Annotated in this window: 18 protein-coding genes; 8 read left to right on the forward strand and 10 right to left on the reverse strand. The window is 63.8% G+C overall.

Going from position 1 to position 16,418, the window contains the following annotated elements; genetic code table 11:
- Nucleotides 1-33 precede the first annotated feature (33 nt).
- The 3 genes from ACR3EK_RS08920 to ACR3EK_RS08930 form a co-directional block, all read right to left on the reverse strand.
- On the reverse strand, nt 34-447 hold the full coding sequence (locus ACR3EK_RS08920) for a Fur family transcriptional regulator (RefSeq protein WP_093962302.1): 414 nt from the start codon (nt 445-447) through the stop codon (nt 34-36).
- An 81-nt stretch (nt 448-528) separates the two neighbouring features.
- Nucleotides 529-1,233 (reverse strand): endonuclease/exonuclease/phosphatase family protein, encoded by a 705-nt coding sequence (locus ACR3EK_RS08925; RefSeq protein WP_170358914.1) that lies wholly within the window; start codon nt 1,231-1,233, stop codon nt 529-531.
- Nucleotides 1,234-1,319: 86 nt separating this feature from the next.
- Nucleotides 1,320-2,738 (reverse strand): protein adenylyltransferase SelO, encoded by a 1,419-nt coding sequence (locus ACR3EK_RS08930; protein ID WP_480633196.1) that lies wholly within the window; start codon nt 2,736-2,738, stop codon nt 1,320-1,322.
- Between the two features lie 66 nt (nt 2,739-2,804).
- Here ACR3EK_RS08930 and ACR3EK_RS08935 point away from each other — a divergent pair, with 66 nt between their 5' ends.
- Together ACR3EK_RS08935 and ACR3EK_RS08940 are read left to right on the forward strand one after the other, a co-directional pair.
- A complete protein-coding gene (locus ACR3EK_RS08935) occupies nt 2,805-3,224 on the forward strand; it encodes a cupin domain-containing protein (RefSeq protein WP_170358910.1) in 420 nt (139 codons plus the stop codon).
- A gap of 90 nt (nt 3,225-3,314) precedes the next feature.
- Nucleotides 3,315-4,856, forward strand: a complete 1,542-nt coding sequence (locus tag ACR3EK_RS08940; protein WP_480633197.1) for a phospholipase D family protein — start codon at nt 3,315-3,317, stop codon at nt 4,854-4,856.
- Nucleotides 4,857-4,868: 12 nt separating this feature from the next.
- Here ACR3EK_RS08940 and ACR3EK_RS08945 read toward each other — a convergent pair whose 3' ends face one another.
- The 3 genes from ACR3EK_RS08945 to ACR3EK_RS08955 all read right to left on the reverse strand — a co-directional run bounded on the left by ACR3EK_RS08945 (nt 4,869) and on the right by ACR3EK_RS08955 (nt 7,061).
- Nucleotides 4,869-5,321: a TspO/MBR family protein gene (locus tag ACR3EK_RS08945; protein ID WP_170363300.1), complete on the reverse strand. Its 453-nt coding sequence runs from the start codon at nt 5,319-5,321 to the stop codon at nt 4,869-4,871.
- Nucleotides 5,322-5,350: 29 nt separating this feature from the next.
- Complete coding sequence (locus ACR3EK_RS08950) at nt 5,351-5,815, reverse strand: aggregation factor core (RefSeq protein ID WP_480633198.1); 465 nt, start codon at nt 5,813-5,815, stop codon at nt 5,351-5,353.
- A 124-nt stretch (nt 5,816-5,939) separates the two neighbouring features.
- On the reverse strand, nt 5,940-7,061 hold the full coding sequence (locus ACR3EK_RS08955; RefSeq protein WP_480633199.1) for an anhydro-N-acetylmuramic acid kinase: 1,122 nt from the start codon (nt 7,059-7,061) through the stop codon (nt 5,940-5,942).
- A 63-nt stretch (nt 7,062-7,124) separates the two neighbouring features.
- Here ACR3EK_RS08955 and tyrS point away from each other — a divergent pair, with 63 nt between their 5' ends.
- On the forward strand, nt 7,125-8,375 hold the full coding sequence (gene tyrS, locus ACR3EK_RS08960) for a tyrosine--tRNA ligase (protein ID WP_170363298.1): 1,251 nt from the start codon (nt 7,125-7,127) through the stop codon (nt 8,373-8,375).
- A 47-nt stretch (nt 8,376-8,422) separates the two neighbouring features.
- Here tyrS and ACR3EK_RS08965 read toward each other — a convergent pair whose 3' ends face one another.
- On the reverse strand, nt 8,423-9,124 hold the full coding sequence (locus ACR3EK_RS08965; protein ID WP_170366198.1) for a GntR family transcriptional regulator: 702 nt from the start codon (nt 9,122-9,124) through the stop codon (nt 8,423-8,425).
- A gap of 112 nt (nt 9,125-9,236) precedes the next feature.
- On the opposite strand from ACR3EK_RS08965, the gene ACR3EK_RS08970 reads away from it, so the two are divergent.
- Complete coding sequence (locus tag ACR3EK_RS08970; RefSeq protein ID WP_480633200.1) at nt 9,237-10,187, forward strand: GlxA family transcriptional regulator; 951 nt, start codon at nt 9,237-9,239, stop codon at nt 10,185-10,187.
- Nucleotides 10,188-10,263: 76 nt separating this feature from the next.
- On the forward strand, nt 10,264-11,019 hold the full coding sequence (locus tag ACR3EK_RS08975) for a 3-hydroxyacyl-CoA dehydrogenase (RefSeq protein WP_480633201.1): 756 nt from the start codon (nt 10,264-10,266) through the stop codon (nt 11,017-11,019).
- Nucleotides 11,020-11,074: 55 nt separating this feature from the next.
- On the opposite strand, the gene ACR3EK_RS08980 is transcribed toward ACR3EK_RS08975, so the two are convergent.
- The 3 genes from ACR3EK_RS08980 to ACR3EK_RS08990 form a co-directional block, all read right to left on the reverse strand.
- On the reverse strand, nt 11,075-12,886 hold the full coding sequence (locus ACR3EK_RS08980) for an ABC-F family ATP-binding cassette domain-containing protein (RefSeq protein WP_480633202.1): 1,812 nt from the start codon (nt 12,884-12,886) through the stop codon (nt 11,075-11,077).
- Nucleotides 12,887-12,955: 69 nt separating this feature from the next.
- A complete protein-coding gene (locus tag ACR3EK_RS08985) occupies nt 12,956-13,696 on the reverse strand; it encodes a GNAT family N-acetyltransferase (RefSeq protein WP_222456790.1) in 741 nt (246 codons plus the stop codon).
- Between the two features lie 98 nt (nt 13,697-13,794).
- On the reverse strand, nt 13,795-14,268 hold the full coding sequence (locus tag ACR3EK_RS08990; protein WP_093962985.1) for an outer membrane protein assembly factor BamE: 474 nt from the start codon (nt 14,266-14,268) through the stop codon (nt 13,795-13,797).
- An 83-nt stretch (nt 14,269-14,351) separates the two neighbouring features.
- Here ACR3EK_RS08990 and ACR3EK_RS08995 point away from each other — a divergent pair, with 83 nt between their 5' ends.
- From ACR3EK_RS08995 to plsX, 3 genes are all read left to right on the forward strand, one after another.
- The gene (locus tag ACR3EK_RS08995) at nt 14,352-14,888 is read left to right on the forward strand and encodes a YceD family protein (RefSeq protein ID WP_170363293.1); all 537 of its coding nucleotides are present in this window, start codon (nt 14,352-14,354) and stop codon (nt 14,886-14,888) included.
- A 205-nt stretch (nt 14,889-15,093) separates the two neighbouring features.
- Nucleotides 15,094-15,300, forward strand: coding sequence for a 50S ribosomal protein L32 (gene rpmF / locus ACR3EK_RS09000; protein WP_093962313.1), 207 nt, complete (start codon nt 15,094-15,096; stop codon nt 15,298-15,300).
- Between the two features lie 24 nt (nt 15,301-15,324).
- On the forward strand, nt 15,325-16,410 hold the full coding sequence (gene plsX, locus ACR3EK_RS09005; RefSeq protein WP_170599564.1) for a phosphate acyltransferase PlsX: 1,086 nt from the start codon (nt 15,325-15,327) through the stop codon (nt 16,408-16,410).
- Nucleotides 16,411-16,418 lie beyond the last annotated feature (8 nt).

The following is a 16,418-nucleotide window of genomic DNA, read 5'->3' on the forward strand; positions in this document are numbered from 1 at the left end:
ACCAATCGCTTTTGGTGATGTGTCCCGGCCGGATCAGTCCTTGTCCAGCGGAACTCCGTACAACTCCAGCCGATGACCTTTCAGGCGATAGCCCAGCTTCGAGGCGATCTTTTCCTGCAGGGCTTCGATCTCGGGGTCCACGAATTCAATCACCTCGCCCGAGTTCATGTCGATCAGGTGATCGTGGTGGTCGCGCTCGGCGTCCTCATAGCGCGCACGCCCGTCGCCGAATTCCAGCCGTTCGAGAATGCCGGCCTCTTCGAAAAGTTTGACGGTGCGATAGACGGTTGCGATCGAAATGCCCGCATCCAGCGCCGAGGCGCGTGCGTACAGTTCCTCGACATCGGGATGATCATCACTGTCCTGCAGTACCTGCGCGATGGTTCGACGCTGGCCGGTCATGCGCAGGCCTTTAGCTTCGCAACGCGCGATGATCGTGTCCGCCATGTCATCCCCCAGAATCCGTTCGGGTTTCTGTCTTAGTACGTCCGCGCAGATTTCGCCACTGTGATTTGCGCCCGCTGCGCCTTAGCCCGCCAGCCGCAGATCGGCCCAGACCGGCAGGTGGTCCGAGGCGATATGCGCGGGCCGTTCCCCGTGCACGCCGTGGGCCAGCGCCTCGAGCCCACCGCCCAGCGCGATCCGGTCCAGCGCGCCCAGAGGCTGCGCGGCGGGAAAGCTGGGCACAGGCGGCAGGAACCGCATGTCGGGAGCCAGACGGTCAAGAATCGGTTGGCGTGACCATTCGTTGAAATCCCCTGCCCAGACGGTGGGCATCCGGTCCAGCGCGCGGCCGTCCTGCCGCAGGTGGATGATCTGCTGACGGCGCCACGCCGAGAACAGCCCCAGATGCATCCCCATCACCCGCAAAGGCCCGATATGGGTGTCGAACTCGACCCGGACCGCCCCGCGCGGCTCCAGCCCCGGCAGATCGTGATGCGCGGCGCAGCGCACCCGGATGTGGTCGCCCCGCCAGATCACCGCGTTGCCATGCCAGCCCAGACTGCCCGCACCGCCCAGATCGACGATCTTCCACCCGGCCTCGTCCAGCATGAAATGCGGCAGCGCCGCCGGGCGCGGCGGCAGGCGTTTGTCGGCCTCTTGAAGCACCACGATATCGGCGCCCAGCCGGTCCAGCACCTGCAGGATGCGCTGCGGCTGGCGTCGCAGGTCCAGTCCGACGCATTTCTGGATGTTGTAGCTGGCAAGGCGCAGCTTGGGCAAAGTGGTCATCGGTTTTCTACGGTTGTACCCCGTCAGGATTCGCAGGATCGCGCCTGGACGCAAGCCGATAGTTCAGCACAGATGCCGAAACCCGCTCAGGTCCCGCAAAAGGTGGCATGCACTACCTCGTCCTGCGTGGGCGGGCGTATCAGGTCGGCGGCGTCGGGCTGGTCGCCACAGGGCCGAGCCAGCACTGCATTCAGCCGGTGGAACGGGGCATAGTCGCCCTGAACGGCGGCCTGGATCATCTGTTCGACGCGGTGGTTGCGCGGGATGAAGGCGGGGTTGGCCGCGTGCATCACCGCGGCCGGGTCCGCCTCGCGCGTCAGTCGCGCGCGCCACCCCTCGGCCCAGCTGTCGAAAGCCGCTGGATCGGTGAACTGGTCCCGCGCCGCATCGCTGCCCAGCGCGCGGAAGGTATTGGTGAAATCGGCCTGATTCTGCGCCATCCGCGTCAGCAGGTCCGAGATCAGCGCAAGGTCGCCGTCCTCCTCGGTGGTCAGGCCGATCTTGGCCCGGAACCGGCGCAGCCAGTGCTTCTGCATCAAATCGGGCATGGCATGTACGATCTCGGTCGCCTCTTCCACGGCGGCCTGCTTGTCCTCGATCTGCTGGATCAGCGCCGTCGCCAGCTGCGCCAGGTTCCACACCGCGATCTCGGGCTGGTTGGAATAGGCATAGCGCCCCATCCGGTCGATCGAACTGTAGACGGTGTTCGGATGATAGCTGTCCATGAAGGCGCAGGGGCCATAGTCGATGGTTTCGCCCGAAATGGCGCAGTTGTCGGTGTTCATCACCCCGTGGATGAAGCCCACCGCCATCCACTGCGCGATCAGCGCGGCCTGCGCGTCACGCACGGCGCGCAGCAGGCCCATCGGCCCGACGGCGTCCGGGTAGTGGCGCGCGATGGCATAGTCGGTCAGCCGCTGCAGGTCGGCGATCTGGCCGCGTGCGGCGAACACCTGAAACGTACCCACCCGCAGATGGCTTTGCGCCACGCGGGTCAGTACCGCGCCGGGCATCGGGCCTTCGCGCAGCACGACCTCGCCGGTTTCCACCGCCGCCAGCGCCCGCGTGGTGGGAATACCCAGCGCGTGCATCGCCTCGGACACGACATATTCCCGCAGAACCGGCCCCAGCCAAGCCCGCCCGTCGCCCTGCCGCGAAAACGGCGTGCGCCCCGAGCCCTTGAGCTGAATGTCGCGGCGAATCCCGTCCGTGCCCACCACCTCGCCCAGAAGCACCGCGCGCCCGTCCCCCAGCTGCGGGTTGTAATTGCCGAACTGGTGACCGGAATACAGCTGCGCCAGCGGCTCGGCCCCGTCCGGCAGGGTGTTGCCCGCAAAAACCTGGGCCATGTCCTGCGCGTCACCGGGCGAGATACCCAGCACCTGCGCCAGATCGTCATTGAAAGCCACCAGCCGCGGCGCGCGTACGGGCTCGGGCGACTGGCGCGCATAAAACGCACCGGGCAGCCGGGCATAGGAATTGTCGAACGGGATCGTCAGGGTCATGGCGCAAACATATGATCTGTGCACAGTATTGCCAGCACCAAATCCCATCGCCGTGAAAGGCCCGCCATGACCGCCGACCAGATCATCGACCACCTGCAACTGCAGCCCCACCCCGAAGGCGGCTGGTATGCCGAGACCTGGCGCGCAGACAACACAGGCCGCCCCACCGCGACTTGCATCTATTTCCTGCTGAAACGGGACGAGGCCAGCCACTGGCACCGGGTCGATGCAACCGAGATCTGGCTGTTTCACGCCGGCGCGCCGCTGATCCTGTCGATCAGTGAAACCGATACTGGACCGGCAAGCGATCACATGCTGTCCCCTGACCTGAGCGCGGGCGCGCCGCAGGTCATCGTACCCGCCGGGCATTGGCAGGCTGCCCGCAGCACCGGGGACTACACGCTGGTCAGCTGCGTCGTCTCGCCCGGGTTCCAGTTCGACGGGTTCGAATTGGCGCCGCCGGAGTTCGACATTCCCAGGAACTAAACCTCAAGCCCCTGCCGAACCATGCTTGAACTTGCCCTGCCCGATGCGGCAAGGTTCGCGTGTGTATGATTGGGCAAAGACGAGGGCGCGATGCGGCTGATCAAGACTTTGGTGACCGTGGCTGTGATCCTCGGCCTGGGCGTGCTTGGGATGCGGTTGGCTTTTCCGCTGCCCGAGACCAATTTCTCGGAGCGGACACACCGCCAACCCGCGGATTGGACTGGTCCGCTGGGCCAAGCCATCGAGCCGGCGATGCAGCGCAACCCCGGACTGGACGGCGTCCGCCCCCTTGGTCAGGGGCATACCGCATTTGCTGCCCGCGCCATTCTCGCGCGTGAGGCGGTCTCGTCCATAGATGCCCAATACTACATCTGGCAGGATGACGTGACCGGCCTGATGTTGCTGGACGAATTGCGTGCGGCGGCGGAACGGGGCGTACGCGTGCGCCTTCTGGTCGATGACAACGGCATCTCGGGGCTGGACCCGCTTCTGGCTGAACTGGATGCCATGCCAACGGCCCATGTCCGCATCTTCAACCCGTTCACGCTGCGCAATCCCAAGCTGCTGTCCTATGCGTTCGATTTCGGCCGGTTGAACCGCCGCATGCATAACAAGTCCATGACGGTGGACGGTGTGGCCACGATTGTCGGGGGCCGAAACATCGGCGACATCTATTTCGACTACGGTGCCGGGACGCACTATCTGGATGTCGATACCATCGCGATCGGTCCGATCGTGGACGAGGTTGCAGCATCGTTCGATGCCTACTGGAACAGCGGCTCGGCCTATGATGCCGCGTTGTTCCTGCCCGCTGCGACCGCCCCAAGCCTGAAAGCACTGGCCGAGGCCGCGCGTCAGACCGCGGCCGGGGCCGGATACCAAAAGGCGATCCGCGACAATGAGCTGGCCGACCGCATCGCCGCCCGCGATCTGCCGTTCGAATGGAGCGCGGTCGAACTTTTTGTCGATGACCCGGCCAAGGGGCTTGGAGAGGTCGAGGACGAGAACCTCATGGTCGAGCGTCTCATCACCTTTGCCGAAAGCTCGGAGACTTCGCTCGATCTGGTCTCGGCCTATTTCATTCCCGGTCCCCGCGGGGCCGAGCTGCTCGAGCGGTTGTCGTCATCCGGGGTCAAAGTCCGGGTCCTGACCAACTCACTGGATGCAACAGATGTGATGCCTGTTCATGCGGCCTACATGGCCTATCGCGACGACCTGCTGGCAAGCGGGGTTCAGTTGCTGGAGCTGCGCGCGTTGCGCGACGAGCACAAGGAACGCAGCCTGCCCGAAATTCTTGCAGGCTCCGCTTCGGGCCTGCATGCAAAGGTTTTTGGCTCGGATGGCAAACGGATCTTTATCGGCTCATACAATCTGGACCCGCGTTCGGCCCGGTTGAACACCGAGATGGGCCTGCTGATCGAGAGCCCCACGATCGCGACAGATCTGGCCCGGCAACTGGACAAGCCGGAATTTGCCTATCGCGTCGAGATGGATGATGACGGTGGGCTGGTCTGGGTTCAGCAGACCAAGGACGGGACGACCACGACCTTTGAGACCGACCCGAACACCTCGCGGTTCCAGCGCGGCCTTGCCGCCGTCGTCAGATGGCTGCCGGTCGAGTGGATGCTCTGACCACCGCCGGCGTCAGTTCAGGATCGCGATCGACAGGTTCAGAACGGTCGCAAATGCCACCCATGCCAGATAGGGCACGAACGCCCATGCCGAAACGCGATCCACAGGGCGGACACGTGTGATGAACAGAACAATCACCACCAGAAGCGCCAGTATCACTACCAATGCCAGCCACGGCTGGTGCAGCACGAAGAATGCGGGCGACCACAGGAAGTTCAGGCCCAGCTGCGCCCACCACAGGCGCATTGCGGGCGATCCCCGGTCGCGTTCGAACTGCCGCCATCCCGCCATCGCAATCAGCACGTACAGAACCGTCCAGACCGGGCCGAATACCCAGCCCGGCGGGTTGAAGACCGGTTTGTTCAGGTTTGCATACCACTCCCCCGGCCCCGTCAGAGTGCCGATCAGTATGCCGCCACCCAGTACCAGAACCAGAAATGCGATACGTGTCAGGGTCTTGGTCATGCCGGTTCCATCCGCAGGTGCACTGCCCCTCAGCAGGTCCCGACCGGTATAGCCGCGCGGGCCGCCGACGAAAAGACACCACGCTGCGGGTTCTTCGCGCCTTCCAGAGAGACCGTCGCGCCCTGAATCTCAGCCCCCGACACGGTGATCTCGCGTCCGCCGCCCGTGTCATCCACGTCGATCGTAAAGGCGATTTCCGCACCGGGCGGCATGGCACGGATGTCCAGATCGACCATTGACTGCCCGTCCTGAACCTGAGGCAACCCGTTCAGAAACTCGGACCCCGAAACCATTTCAAAGGGCTGAAATACTTCAACCCCTGCCCCCGCACCGGTGACATCAAAGATCAGCCCGCCCTGCGACGAGGACAAATCCAGACGCACCGTTGCCGCAGACAGGCTGCAATCGCTGGCGTTGCGAAGAACGAAGCGGTCCTTTGGCGCTCCCTCGACGAACTCAACCTGCACGTCGGCCATGGCAGGCACTGCGAGCATGAACGCGGCGGCACAACCGGCCGCATTTTTGACAAGGCAACCGATCATCTTCATCTCCGGCGTTGTTGTGGCTACTGCTACAATTACGCGCGAGCGCATTGGCAGGATCATTTTTCGCTGCGTTTCAGCGCGGTGCGCCCTGCGACACCCGGCTGACCGTCCCCCCGCCAACCAACGCCTTTACCCCGGTGGTGCCGGGGCAAGAGGTCGGCATCCCCCGCGCCACGCGCACCGCCAGATAGGCAAAGGCCTGCGCCTCGAGCATGTCGCCATCCAGACCTACGGCCTCGACCGGATCGACCGGGCAGTCCATCGCCACGCGCAGCATCTCCATCAAAACCGGGTTCCTGCGCCCGCCGCCGGTGACCAGCACCCGCGCGGGCGGTCTGGGGCAATGCTCCATCCCCTGCACCACCGCCGCCGCACTCATGCCTGTCAGGGTGGCGACGGCGTCAGCGTCGCTCAATTCCTTCACCAGCCCGATCATCTCGGCGAAATCGTTGCGGTCCAGAGATTTGGGCGGCAGACGGTTGAAATAGGGCTCGGCTAGAAACAGCTCCAGCGCCCCGGTCTCGACTGTGCCTTGCCGGGCCAGCGCGGCGTCGCGGTCCATGGGCAGGCCCAGCCGCGCCTGCACCAGATCGTCGATCGGCGCATTGGCCGGGCCGGTGTCAAAGGCCAGCAGCGCACCGGGCGCCTCGGGTCCGTCAAAGGACGGGTCCACATAGGTCAGGTTGCCGACACCGCCCAGGTTCAGAAAGCACAAGGGCGCCGTGGCCCCGACATATTTTGCGCAGGCAAAGTGGAAGAACGGCGCCAGTGGCGCGCCCTCGCCGCCCATGGCCACGTCATCGCTGCGGAAATCCCAGACCACCGGTACACCCAGCGCGACCGCCAACCCCTCGCCATCGCCCACCTGCAACGTGCCCTTGCCGCGCGGCTCATGCGCAAGGGTCTGGCCGTGAAAGCCGATCAGTTCCACGTCCTCGAATTCCGACAGCAGCTCGGCATGGGCGCGGGTCACCAGATCTTCGGCGGCGTGCACCTCGGGGCCACTCCATTTGCCCAGCGCGGCGCGCAGCAGCTTGCGCTCGTCCTCGGTATAGGGCCGGTAGGCACTGTCGCCGAACCGCAGGATCTGCCGCCCGTCGGTTTCCACCACCGCCGCGTCGACCCCATCGAGCGAGGTGCCCGACATGGCCCCCAGTGCCCGCACTGCCCCAACTTTGCCTCGGGCCTTATTCATGGCCTTTTCCTTCCCTCGTTCGCCGCCTATAACGTGCCCCGCAATTCAACCCCGAGGCAAGACATGACGTATCACCCCAAATCGGATTTCATCGCCACGATGATCGAGCGCGGCTTTTTGGCCGATTGCACCGATTATCAGGGCCTTGACGATGCTCTGACAAGCGGGGTGCAGACAGCCTATATCGGGTATGACGCCACCGCCCAATCCCTGCATGTCGGACACCTGATGAACATCATGGTTCTGCGCTGGTTCCAGAAGCTGGGGCACAAGCCGATCACCCTGATGGGCGGCGGCACCACCAAGGTGGGCGATCCGTCTTTCCGCTCGGACGAACGCCCCCTGCTGGGCCCCGAGCAGATCGACGCCAACATCGCCGGCATGCAGAAGGTGTTCGACAAGTACCTGTCCTATGACGACAGCGACACCGGCGCGCTGATGCTGAACAATGCCGAATGGCTGGACGACCTGAACTATCTCGATTTCCTGCGGGACATCGGGCGGCATTTCTCGGTCAACCGGATGCTGTCCTTTGAATCGGTGAAATCGCGGCTGGACCGGGAACAGTCCCTGTCGTTCCTCGAGTTCAACTACATGATCCTGCAGGCCTATGACTTTCTGGAACTGAACCGCCGCTATGGCTGCATCCTGCAGATGGGCGGATCGGACCAGTGGGGCAACATCGTCAACGGCATCGACCTGACCCGCCGCGTGCTGGATCACGAGATCTATGGCCTGACCACGCCCCTGCTGACCACCAGCGATGGGCGCAAGATGGGCAAAAGCCAGGGCGGCGCCATCTGGCTGAACGGCGACATGCTGTCGCCCTACGAGTTCTGGCAGTTCTGGCGCAACACCACCGACGCCGATGTGGGCCGCTTCCTGAAGATCTTCACCGAGCTTCCCGTGGACGAATGCGACCGCATGGGCGCGCTGCAGGGGTCCGAGATCAACGAGGCCAAGATCCGTCTGGCCAACGAGGTGACGACCCTGCTGCACGGGGCCGAGGCCGCGGCCAAGGCCGAGGCCACCGCGCGCGAGGTGTTCGAAAAGGGCGGCGTGGGCGGCGACCTGCCCACCCTGACCCTGACAGCCGAGGATCTGGGCGACGGCATCTCGGTCGTGCAGCTGATCGTGAAGTCGGGCCTGGCGAAATCGGGCAAGGAGGCCAAGCGCTTGATTTCCGAAAACGGCGCCCGTCTGGACGACGCACCGCTGACCGATGCCGGGCTGATGATCGACGCAGCGGCCCTTTCCTCGCCCATCAAGCTGAGCGCGGGCAAGAAGCGGCACGCGCTGGTGCAACTGGGCTGAACCGGCCTGACCCTGAACACAACGGCCGCCCTGGGGCGGCCGTTTTTCTATCCGCGCTCGACCGAGCCCAGCGGAAGGTCCAGACCGGCCGGCGTCACGAACAGCTCGATCTGATCGCGCGACAGCGCCCAGTGATCGGCCGCCAGCTGCCCCGCCGCCGCCTCGTCGCGCGCCTCGATCGCGGCGATGATGGCGTCATGCTGGGCGCAGGCCAGATCGAGGCTTTCGCCCATCCCGCCTTGACCCGGGCGGTAGAAGGTCATGCCGATGCGCGCATGGTCGATCAGCAGCCGCTGAAACGACGGCAGCAGGTAGACATTCGCCGCCATCTCGCCGGTGATCTCGTGGAACTGGTTGTTGGCCAGCGCGCGATCTTCGGCCGAGCTCGCCCGCAACGTTTCCCGAAACGCCGCCTGCGCCGCCTTCAACCGATCGATCTGGTCACCTGTCGCGTTCTGCGCCGCCAGCCGAAGCACCGCGCCATAGATCATCGGCGCCACCAGGAAGAAATCGCGCAGCGTGGCATAGGACATCTGCGACACCCGCGCGCCCCGGTTTTCACGCAGTTCAAGATAGCCCAGCCCGGCCAGATGCCGGAACACTTCGCGCAGTGGCGTGCGCGACAGGCCGAACGCCTCGGACAGCTGCGCCTCGTCCAGATCATCGCCAGGGCGCAGTTTCAGCGTCATCACCGCCGCCTTCAGATGCGCGGCCAGCGCCGCCTTGCGGCTTTTCGTGTCGTCTTTCATCCCCAACCTTCGCTTTGGGCGAATCGCGACACCCAGGATGTCGCCTCTGCTCTTGCCCGATAAAATGCAACTTGTACACAATCAGTCTGACCGCCCGTGATAGACTGAGCGCATGACCCGCCCGCAACATTTCTGTTTCATCCTCGTTCCCGAGTTCTCGCACCTGGCCTTCTCCTGCGCGGTCGAGCCGCTGCGGATCGCCAACTGGGTCAGCGGCGAGGAACTGTACCGCTGGTCCTTCGCCTCGGAGGACGGCGCGCAGGCGGTGTGTTCGAACGGGTCCGTGACACTGGTGCATGGCGGGTTGGCGGACCTGCCGAAATGCGACCAGATCTTTGTTTTGTCGGGCATTCACATGCGCGATCACGTCAGCCGACTCCTGCTGGCCGCGCTGCGCCGCGAACGGGCGCGCGGCACGGCCATCGGGGCGCTGTGTTCGGGTGCGTGGCTGCTGGCCGAGGCCGGGTTCCTGAACGGGATGCAGGCGGCGATCCATTGGGAATATCACGACGCCTTCATGGAGGCTTTCCCGGACGTGAATCTGGTGCGCAGCGTCTTCGTGGCCGATGAAAAGCACATGACCGCCTCGGGCGGCACCGCAACGGCCGACCTGATGCTGCACCTGATCGAGCGCGACCACGGGCAGGACCTGTCGATCGCGGTGGCCGACCAGATGGTCTACAACGCCGTGCGCAACGCGACCGCCGATCAGCGTGTGTCGCTGCAATCGCGCAACGGCATGCGCAACGCGCATCTGGCCAAGGCGATCCAGATCATGGCCGACCGCATCAACGACCCGATCTCGCCGGCGGTGATCGCCGAACAGATCGGCATCTCGACCCGCCAGCTGGAACGGCTCTTCGGCAAATACCTCAACGCCTCGCCCAAGAAATACTTTGTGGAACTGCGGCTGGACCGCGCGCGCAACCTGTTGTTGCAGACCGAATCCTCGGTCACCGACGTGGCCTTTGCCTGCGGCTTTGAAAGCCCGGGCCATTTTTCACGCGTGTACCGCGCCGCCTTCGGCGTCACCCCGATGCAGCAGCGCAGCCGGCTGGACTGAGTCACTGCCGACTGGACAGGACGTGCCATCTCGGATTATTTGAACGAACGTTCAGATCACTGGGGAGGAGCCCGCCATGCAATTGTCCACCACCGCTGCCGTCATCACCGGCGGCGCCTCGGGCCTCGGAGAGGCCACCGCCCGTTACTTTGCCGAGAACGGCGCGCAGGTCACCATCCTCGACCGCGATGCCGAGCATGGCGCGCAGGTCGCGACCGAGATCGGCGGACATTTCGCCCAGACCGACGTGACGGACGAGAACTCGGTGGCCGCGGCCATTGCGCTGGCGATGGAGAAGATGGGCAAGATCACCGCCTGCGTGAACTGTGCCGGCATCGCCTATGGCATCAAAACCGTCGCCAAGGACGGCCCGCATCCGCTGGACGCCTTTCAGCGCACCATCGACATCAACCTGGTGGGCACCTTCAACGTGTCGCGTCTGGCCGCCGCCGAGATGGCCAAGAACGCGCCCGAGTCATATGGCGCGCGTGGCGTGATCATCAACACCGCCTCGATTGCCGCGTTTGACGGACAGAAAGGTCAGGCGGCCTATGCGGCGTCCAAGGGCGGTGTCGTGGGCATGACCCTGCCGATGGCGCGCGATCTGGCCTCGACCGGTATCCGGGTGATGACCATCGCGCCCGGCATCTTCATGACGCCGATGCTGGCCGGCCTGCCCGAAGAGGTGCAGCAGCAGTTGGCCGCCGACGTGCCGAACCCCGCCCGCCTGGGTGACCCGCGCGAATACGGCCGGCTGGCCGGGTTCATCGTCGAGATGGGCTATCTGAACGGCGAAGTCATCCGCATCGACGGCGCCCTGCGGATGCGCTGACATAACCGCATGGCGTGGGCAGAGCCGATCTGCCCGCGCCTCGGGTCGAGCCTGGCTAGGCCCCGGCCTCGGCCTTTTCTTCCAGTTCCAGCCATTCCTCCTCGGCGGCGGCCAGCTTCTCCTGCCGCTCGACAAGGGCTTCGGTCGCCTTCTGGAACTTCACCGGCTCGCGGGTGAACAGCTCGGGGTCCGACATCAGCTCCTCCAGCTTGGCGATCTCGGCTTCCAGCCGCGCGATCTCGGCGGGCAGCTTCTCCAGCCGGTGCTTTTCGGAAAAGGACAGGCCGGTTTTCGGCTTGGATTCTTGCTTGACCTTCGGCTTGTTCTCTTTTGATTTCTCAGGCTTTTTCTCGGCCAATTCGCCACGCTGCGCGACATAGTCCGACCAGCCGCCCGCATAGACGGTCGCGCGGCCGTTGCCCTCCATGGCGATCGTAGTGGTCGCCACACGATCCAGGAAATCCCGGTCGTGGCTGACCAGCAGCACGGTGCCGTCATAGTCGTCCAGCAACTCCTGCAACAGGTCCAGTGTCTCGACATCCAGGTCGTTGGTCGGTTCGTCCAGCACCAGCAGGTTCGACGGTTTCGCCATCAGCTTCGCCAGCAGCAACCGCGCTTTTTCCCCGCCCGACAAGGACTTGACGGCCGCTCGTGCCTGCCGCTCGTCGAACAGGAATTCCTTGAGGTAACCCACGACATGCTTGGGCTGGCCGCGCACCATCACCTGATCGGCCTTGCCCGAGACGCGCATCTCGGGGTCGCCGGTCAGGCTGTCCCACAGGGTCATCTCGTTGTCCAGCTGCGCGCGGGTCTGGTCGAAGACCGCGATTTCCAGATTGGTACCCAGGCTCACGGTGCCTTCATCCGGCGCGACCTCGCCCAGCAGCATCTTCAGAACGGTAGTCTTGCCAACGCCGTTCGGACCGACAAAGGCCACCCGGTCGCCGCGCTGTACCAGCAGGTCCAGGTTGCGCACGATGGGCTTGCCGTCGAATGCCTTGCTGAGACCGCGTGCCTCGATCACCTTGCGCCCCGATTTCGGACCGGAGTCCAAGGACATGGCCGCCGACCCCTGACGCTTGATCTGCGCGGCGCGTTCGGCCCGCAAGGCCTGCAGCGCCCGCACCCGGCCCTGGTTGCGCTTGCGGCGGGCACTGATCCCCTCGACTGCCCAACGCGCCTCGGATTTGATCAGCCGGTCCAGCTTGTGGCGTTGCTGATCTTCCTCTTCCCAGATCCTGTCGCGCCAGGCCTCGAAGGCCTCGAACCCCTGCTCCTGCCGGCGCACCACACCGCGGTCGATCCACAGTGTTGCCCGGGTCAGCGCTCGCAGGAACGCGCGGTCATGCGAGATCAGGACGAAGGCCGCCCGTGTCGCGCCCAGTTCACGTTCAAGCCAGCCGATGGCCTCGATGTCCAGATGGTTGGTCGGCTCGTCCAGCAGCATCAGGTCGGGGGCCTCGGCCATCAGCTTGGCCAGCGCCGCACGCCGCCGTTCTCCGCCCGAGGCGGTCTGAACCGCGCGCGAGGGGTCGAATTTCAACCCTTCCCCGGCCCGTTCCACCTTGTACAGCTCACCTGGTTCCAGCCCGCTGGCCGCATAATCGCCCAGCGTGGCAAAGCCCTCCATCGTCGGGTCCTGCTCCATGTAGCCCGCGGATTTGCCGGGCGGCACCACGATGTCGCCCCGGTCCGGCTCGACCAAACCGGCCATGACCTTCATCAGGGTGGATTTGCCCGAGCCGTTCCGCCCGACCAGCGCAACGCGGTCGCCGGGCTGAACCACCAGGTCCAGGTCGGAAAACACCGGCTCGCCCCCGAAGGTCAGCGAGATACCGGACATCTGCAACAAAGGAATACGTGCCATAAGCGCCAGCTAAACCGGCAGGCATTGGGCGTCAACGCCCCTGCCTCACCTTTTGACAGCAGCGCGGCTTCAGCCCGCGATCATCCGCAAGAGGCGCTTCCGCGCCGCGGGAATCGCGCCGATCTCAACGCCGGTGAAGACATGCAGGGTGTTCAGCTGGCGGTCCACCACCGCATGATCGCTGACCCAACCGCCCATCATTAGATAGGTACGCAGCAACGGTGGCATCCGCAGCATGGCCTTTCTGGCATCCGGGCGTCGCCGCAGCCGCGCGGCAAAGCGGAACACGTCCGGCGCCTTGACCCGCGGCAACCAGCGCTTGGGCGCAAGGTGGCGATGTTTGAGCATCGCGAAGGCATCCAGGTATTCCGCGGTCTCAGTCCCTGCGAAGGACGAGCATCCAAACAGCAACTGGACGCCGTTGCGGTCGACGAAGGCCGTCATCGCGCCCCAGGCCACCCTCAGGATATCTGGATCCGTCCAATCGGGATGGATGCAGAACCGCCCCATTTCCACCATGCGCCCATCAAAGCTTTGCAAAGCGGAAAGGTCATAGAACTGGGCCGAATAGCTGCGGCTGATTTCTCTGCCGCTGTCCATGACCAGCATCCGGAAACAGCAGACTAACTGGCCGCCTGCCTGCGAATCCTCGACCAGAACATGGGCGCAGGAAACGTCGAAGTCGTCCTGATCCGTCTCGGCTGTTCGGAATGCAAGTGTACGAAGATTCTGGGCCGCCCGCACGTCCTCGGGACACCGCGCCAGGCGCGCGCGGTAGCGGCCCTTGTCCAGCAAAATATCATCGGCCATGGTCGCACCCTCCACGGTTTCTCACCGATTGCGATCTGCCTGATCCCATGCACCAATAGTGTGACCGCCGTGTGAAGCTTTCAACCGGCGGCCGGATATTAGCTGGCTCCCGGGATGTTCGACGGGCTGAATTGGCCGATGTTGCCCAGCAGTTGCCGCAGGAAGCCTTTGTCCTGAACACTGGAGTCCGTCACACGGCGATCCAGCACGATGACATAGCCGTCTTCGAGACCGAATTTCTCGATATTGCGGACGACGCCACGCTGGTCAAAGCTGATCGCCACCAATTCGCGCGAGACGACCTCGGGGCGTTTGGGGCCATAGTGGCGAACGCGCGACGCCACATAATAGAAACCCGAATCCTTCAACACACCTGACGAGCTGGGCGCGCCAGCCTTTTCCAGAACCGTGTCGCGGGTATCGACGCCAACCTTGATCTCGGCCAGCTCTTCCGGGGTGGGGATATAGCCGTGTTTCTTGTAGACCGGGGTACAGGCAACAGCGGTGGCCAGAACAAGCGTGCAGGCAACCGCCCTGGACGCCGGTTTCAGCCTGTTCAGTACTTTCAACATGTTCACCCTCTTGCCTTGGTCCCTTGCGGCTTCTATCCGATTACAGAAACCCATGCCCCGGTTCAACACAGGAAAGGGTCACAATGTCCGACCTCTCAACATTGCGCGTCGCCGATCTGCCGCAAAACAGCCCGACCGCGTTCGAATTGCGCCCCCCTGCCCGGCAACTCGAGGAAATTCGTGATGCGTTGGGCCTGCTCGGGCTGCGCAAGCTGAGTTTTGTCGGCGAGCTGCGCGCGAAGGGCAAGCGTGATTGGGTGTTGACCGCCAAGCTGGGCGCAACCGTCATTCAGCCCTGCGTGGTGACGCTGGACCCGGTCACGACCAGGATCGAGGCCCCGGTACGGCGCGTTTTCCTGGCCAATTGGACCGAACCCGACGAACCCGAATTCGAAATGCCCGAAGATGACGAGACCGAAGCCTTGGGCCCGGAAATCGATCTGGACCAGGTGATGCGCGAGGCATTGTCCCTTGCGTTGCCCCAATACCCCCGGAAAGACGGTGCACATTTGGGCGACGCGAACTATACCGAACCGGGCAAACAGGCGATGACCGACGACGATGCCAAACCCTTTGCCGGGCTGGCGTCCCTGCGTGACGCACTGAAAAAAGACGAGTGACAGGGGATCGATTTCCTGTCATAGCAGGCGCTCAGAAAAATCGCTTGAACATGTCGAGAATCGCAGTATTTTCGCGCGCTCATCGGAATTTGGGTTGGACATCGCGGGGCTTGTTCCCTAAACGCACGTCACACCACGAGAAAACGAAGAATGAAACCCGGCCTGCAGCGAATCTGCTGGCCCTTAGTAGACAAAGGTTGAGACCATGGCCGTCCAACAGAACAAAGTTTCCAAGTCGCGTCGCAACAACCGCCGCGCACACGACGCTCTGGTTGCTGCAAACCCGAACGAATGCGCGAACTGCGGCGAGCTGAAGCGCCCGCACCACGTTTGCGCAGCCTGCGGCCACTATGACGATCGTGAAGTCGTCGCTCAGGCCGACGACATCGACCTGGACGAAGACGCGGCCTAAGCCTGATTGAACGCAGGTCCTGGCATGACAGCGCAGCCCACGCAGACCGGAAAGATCATCATCTCGGTTGACGCAATGGGCGGGGATTCAGGTCCCGGCGTGGTCGTGGCTGGAATCGCGAAGTCAGCAAAGAAGAACCCCGAGATCGGATTTCTTCTGCACGGCCCGGAAGATGTGCTGAGCAAGCTTGTATCGAAACGGCGTGTCCTCGACGGACGCGTCGTTTTTCGTGATTGCCCGGACGTGGTCACGATGCAGGACAAGCCCAGCCAGGTGGTGCGCAGCGGCAAGAACACCTCGATGTGGTCGGCGCTGGAATCCGTGCGTCAGGGCGAGGCCCATGGTGCCGTGTCCTGCGGCAATACCGGCGCGCTGATGGCGCTGTCGATGATACGACTGCGCAAACTGCCCGGGGTAAACCGCCCCGCCATCGCGATTCTGTGGCCATCCCGCAACCCTCAGGGTTTCAACGTCATGCTGGACGTGGGCGCGGATGTGCGGGCCGACGCCAAGGATCTGCTGCAGTTTGCACTGATGGGCGCTTCTTATGCGCGCAACGGCATGGAACTGACCCGCCCGCGTATCGGACTGCTGAACGTCGGCACCGAAGAGCACAAAGGCCGCGCCGAACTCAAGGAAGCCCATGCCCTGATCACCGAATTCGCGGATCAGGCAAACTTTGATTTCGTGGGCTTCGTGGAAGGCAGCGACATTCCAGGCGACAAGGCGGATGTCATTGTTACGGATGGGTTTACCGGAAACGTTGCCATCAAGACCGGAGAAGGCACGGCCAGCCTGATCGGTGACCTGCTCCGCGAGGCCTTCAAGTATTCGCCCCTATCTCGCCTGGCCTCGGTTCTGGCCATCACCTCTCTGCAGCGATTGAAGAAACGCATCGACCCGCGCCGCGTCAACGGCGGGGTCTTTCTTGGCCTGAACGGCACTGTCATCAAATCCCACGGAGGCGCCGACGCCACCGGCGTGTCTGCCGCGATCAAGCTGGCTTTCACCCTGGCCAAGTCCGGCTTTGCGGAAAAATTGGCAGCACGGGTTGCATCCACGGCTGAGCTTGAACAAGATGCAGCGCAATCTGCGCTGCAGACCAAATAAGAACAAAG

Source organism: Ruegeria sp. BC8 (assembly GCF_056535705.1).

What these genes read in the sequence shown, in the direction of transcription:
- ACR3EK_RS08955 (WP_480633199.1), bottom strand. Translation starts at nt 7,061, where the DNA reads ATGAATAAGGCCCGAGGCAAAGTTGGGGCAGTGCGGGCACTGGGGGCC.
- ACR3EK_RS08945 (WP_170363300.1), bottom strand. Translation starts at nt 5,321, where the DNA reads ATGACCAAGACCCTGACACGTATCGCATTTCTGGTTCTGGTACTGGGT.
- ACR3EK_RS08995 (WP_170363293.1), top strand. Translation starts at nt 14,352, where the DNA reads ATGTCCGACCTCTCAACATTGCGCGTCGCCGATCTGCCGCAAAACAGC.
- ACR3EK_RS08950 (WP_480633198.1), bottom strand. Translation starts at nt 5,815, where the DNA reads ATGCTCGCAGTGCCTGCCATGGCCGACGTGCAGGTTGAGTTCGTCGAG.
- ACR3EK_RS08990 (WP_093962985.1), bottom strand. Translation starts at nt 14,268, where the DNA reads ATGTTGAAAGTACTGAACAGGCTGAAACCGGCGTCCAGGGCGGTTGCC.
- ACR3EK_RS08930 (WP_480633196.1), bottom strand. Translation starts at nt 2,738, where the DNA reads ATGACCCTGACGATCCCGTTCGACAATTCCTATGCCCGGCTGCCCGGT.
- ACR3EK_RS08970 (WP_480633200.1), top strand. Translation starts at nt 9,237, where the DNA reads ATGACCCGCCCGCAACATTTCTGTTTCATCCTCGTTCCCGAGTTCTCG.
- ACR3EK_RS08925 (WP_170358914.1), bottom strand. Translation starts at nt 1,233, where the DNA reads ATGACCACTTTGCCCAAGCTGCGCCTTGCCAGCTACAACATCCAGAAA.
- ACR3EK_RS08965 (WP_170366198.1), bottom strand. Translation starts at nt 9,124, where the DNA reads ATGAAAGACGACACGAAAAGCCGCAAGGCGGCGCTGGCCGCGCATCTG.
- plsX (WP_170599564.1), top strand. Translation starts at nt 15,325, where the DNA reads ATGACAGCGCAGCCCACGCAGACCGGAAAGATCATCATCTCGGTTGAC.
- ACR3EK_RS08975 (WP_480633201.1), top strand. Translation starts at nt 10,264, where the DNA reads ATGCAATTGTCCACCACCGCTGCCGTCATCACCGGCGGCGCCTCGGGC.
- rpmF (WP_093962313.1), top strand. Translation starts at nt 15,094, where the DNA reads ATGGCCGTCCAACAGAACAAAGTTTCCAAGTCGCGTCGCAACAACCGC.
- ACR3EK_RS08985 (WP_222456790.1), bottom strand. Translation starts at nt 13,696, where the DNA reads ATGGCCGATGATATTTTGCTGGACAAGGGCCGCTACCGCGCGCGCCTG.
- ACR3EK_RS08940 (WP_480633197.1), top strand. Translation starts at nt 3,315, where the DNA reads ATGCGGCTGATCAAGACTTTGGTGACCGTGGCTGTGATCCTCGGCCTG.
- ACR3EK_RS08980 (WP_480633202.1), bottom strand. Translation starts at nt 12,886, where the DNA reads ATGGCACGTATTCCTTTGTTGCAGATGTCCGGTATCTCGCTGACCTTC.
- tyrS (WP_170363298.1), top strand. Translation starts at nt 7,125, where the DNA reads ATGACGTATCACCCCAAATCGGATTTCATCGCCACGATGATCGAGCGC.
- ACR3EK_RS08920 (WP_093962302.1), bottom strand. Translation starts at nt 447, where the DNA reads ATGGCGGACACGATCATCGCGCGTTGCGAAGCTAAAGGCCTGCGCATG.
- ACR3EK_RS08935 (WP_170358910.1), top strand. Translation starts at nt 2,805, where the DNA reads ATGACCGCCGACCAGATCATCGACCACCTGCAACTGCAGCCCCACCCC.